This window comes from Micromonospora sp. M51 (assembly GCF_018070305.1).
In the GTDB taxonomy this organism is placed as follows: Bacteria; Actinomycetota; Actinomycetes; order Mycobacteriales; family Micromonosporaceae; genus Micromonospora; species Micromonospora parva.
The window spans coordinates 1-2,630 of sequence record NZ_JAGPXZ010000805.1 but is presented as its reverse complement, the minus strand read 5'-3'; the positions used below and the strand labels follow the sequence as shown (position 1 = coordinate 2,630).

Genomic DNA, 2,630 nt, shown 5'->3' with positions numbered 1-2,630 from the left:
AACCACATCAGGGTCTTGAGAGCGAGCCGGGCGGCGTTGGCGACGCCACGCAGGCTGACCACGCTGACCACGATGGCGGTGAAGACCAGCGGCGGCACGGCCAGCTTGAGCAGCTGGATGAAGAGGCTGCCGACGGTGTGCAGGGTGCTGGTCAGCCAGCTCAGGTCGTTGGTGCGGGCCAGGAAGCCCAGCGCCACGCCGAGCACGAGGCCGAGCAGGATCTGCACGGAGAAGGGAATTTTGCGCAGGCTGAAGGGCATGAAGATCTATCCAATTGTCCGGTCCGATCGGGGCAGGCGTAGAAACGGCTAGCCCGGACAGATGCCACTGGCCTGCAGTCGGAGATCGACATACAGGCGGACAGTGAGGCCCCAGACATTGGTCATCGCTCGCCGACGTTACGCCGATTCCCGCTTATTGGAAGGACCGGTCGGGGTGAGGCTCCTTACAGAGGGCCAGTGCGGTGGCGGTGCACAGGCCCCACAGCACCGCGAGGGCGAGGATCAGTCGTTCCAGCACCCCCACCAGTGTGCCCCGGCCGATGACGAGCATCGCCAACCCCACAGTGGCGCAGAGCGGCAGGGCCAGCACGGCGGCCCCGCCCGCCAGTCGGCGCACCATGCTGCCGACCGACCCGGAGACGGCAAGCGTGATCATGGCGAAGACCACCGCCGCGGTCGCCGCGATGCTCGCGCCGCCGTGCACCAGGTCCGCCGTCGTCGCCCGCTCGAACGGTGGCAGCGGGCATCCGTCGGAGCAGGTCACCGCCCCGGACACGGCGGTGAACACGGCCCCGGTGGCGAGCAGCGCCGGAGCCGCCGCCCACACCCCCGGGGGCAGCGCCGCGCCGATCAGCAGCAACGCGGCGGCGAGGGCCAGGATCCCGATCCGGTACGTAGCGGCGTGGGCGCTGCCGGCGATGCCCGCCTCGCTGACGTACCCCGTGAGCCCTGGACCGGGACCGGCGACCACGGCGAGCGTCACCGCCACCGCGCCGGCCAGGGTGCAGCCGGCCGCGGCGGACCCGGCGGCCCGGCGGGCGATGTCCCCGCCCGTCGTGGGCGCGCTCGGGGCGGCGGACCGACCCGGCTCAGCCACGCCCGTGCGGCGTGCGCCAGCCCGACTCGTCCGGCCCGAGTGGCACGATGCCGCTGGGATTGATCTCCCGGTGCGTGCCGTAGTAGTGCCGCTTGATGTGGTCGAAGTCCACCGTCTCGCCGAAGCCCGGCGTCTGGAACAGGTCCCGGGCGTACGCCCAGAGCACCGGCATCTCGGTCAGCTTGTCGCGGTTGCACTTGAAGTGCCCGTGGTACGCCGCGTCGAAGCGGACCAGCGTGGTGAACAGCCGCACGTCCGCCTCGGTGATCGCGTCGCCCATCAGGTAACGCTGCCCGGCCAGCCGCTCGGAGAGCGCATCCAGCCGGGCGAAGAGCGCCCGGAACGCCTCGTCGTACGCCTCCTGCGAGGTGGCGAACCCGCACCGGTAGACGCCGTTGTTGACGTCGGCGTGGATCTCGGCCATCAGCGCGTCCATCTCGGGGCGCAGGTCGACCGGGTACAGATCCGGTGCGTCGGGCCGGTGCAGCCGCCGCCACTCGGTGGAGAAGTCGAGAGTGAGCTGCGGGTAGTCGTTGGTGACCACCCGGCCGGTCAGGGTGTCCACCAGCGCCGGCACCGTCACCCGGCCGGTGTAGTCGGGGTCGGTGGCCAGGTACGCCTCGGAGAGGAAGCTCACCCCGAGGACCGGGTCGAAGCCGTCCGGGTCGAGGGCGAACGCCCAGCCCCGCTCGTCCCGGATCGGGTCGACGGTGCCCAGCGAGATCGCGTCGTCCAGCCCGAGCAGGCCGCGCACGATCCTCGCCCGGTGTGCCCAGGGGCAGGCGCGGCACCAGATCAGCCGGTAACGGCCGGCCTCCAGTGGCCAACGGTCCTCCTCGTCCGGGCCGCCGCCGGGTGGGGCTGTCGAGTCGGCGGTGACCCGACCGGTGAACCGGTTCGGCTGGCGGACGAACGCGCCACCGCCGCTGGTCTCTGCGCTGAACTGGGCCCGGGCCATGCCGTCAACCTATCCGCTGCCGGCGCGGATATCCTGGCGGCCGGCAGCCCCCGCGACCCGGTGGGCGTGCCCCACCCCGCCGTCTGCACCCCCTAAGGACTCGCGATGACCGTGGCATACCTGGTGGCCGGTGTCCGTACCCCGATCGGCCGGTACGCGGGCGCGCTGGCCGGCGTCCGCCCCGACGACCTGGCCGCGCACGTGATCCGTGAACTGGTCGCCCGCCACCCCTCGGTGGACTGGGCGCGGGTCGACGACGTCGTGCTCGGCTGCGCCAACCAGGCCGGCGAGGACAACCGCAACGTGGCCCGGATGGCGGCGCTGCTGGCCGGCCTGCCCGAGGAGGTGCCGGGCGGCACCGTCAACCGGCTCTGCGGCTCGGGGCTGGACGCGCTCGCCACCGCCGCCCGATCCATCGTCGCCGGGGACGCGGAGTTGGTGATCGCCGGCGGGGTGGAGAGCATGAGCCGGGCGCCGTTCGTCATGCCGAAGGCGACGTCGGCGTACTCCCGCTCGGCGGAGGTGTACGACACCACGCTGGGCTGGCGGTTGGTGAACCCGTTGATGCGTGACG

The 2,630-nt window shown here is 72.2% G+C and carries 4 protein-coding genes; 1 reads left to right on the top strand and 3 read right to left on the bottom strand.

Annotated elements, in window-relative coordinates; translation table 11 throughout:
* The 3 genes from KBX53_RS29075 to KBX53_RS29065 all read right to left on the bottom strand — a co-directional run.
* Positions 1-248 (bottom strand): cation:dicarboxylase symporter family transporter (locus KBX53_RS29075; RefSeq protein ID WP_210862788.1); only part of this gene is annotated, 248 nt, incomplete at its 3' end.
* Positions 249-414: 166 nt separating this feature from the next.
* Positions 415-1,098, bottom strand: coding sequence for a DUF998 domain-containing protein (locus KBX53_RS29070; RefSeq protein WP_051708861.1), 684 nt, complete (start codon positions 1,096-1,098; stop codon positions 415-417).
* A complete protein-coding gene (locus KBX53_RS29065; protein ID WP_030337632.1) occupies positions 1,091-2,056 on the bottom strand; it encodes a glutathione S-transferase family protein in 966 nt (321 codons plus the stop codon). Before KBX53_RS29065 ends, KBX53_RS29070 begins: the two co-directional genes overlap by 8 nt.
* A gap of 105 nt (positions 2,057-2,161) precedes the next feature.
* Here KBX53_RS29065 and KBX53_RS29060 point away from each other — a divergent pair.
* On the top strand, positions 2,162-2,630 hold a 469-nt coding region (locus tag KBX53_RS29060), incomplete at its 3' end, for a beta-ketoacyl synthase N-terminal-like domain-containing protein (protein ID WP_305797983.1).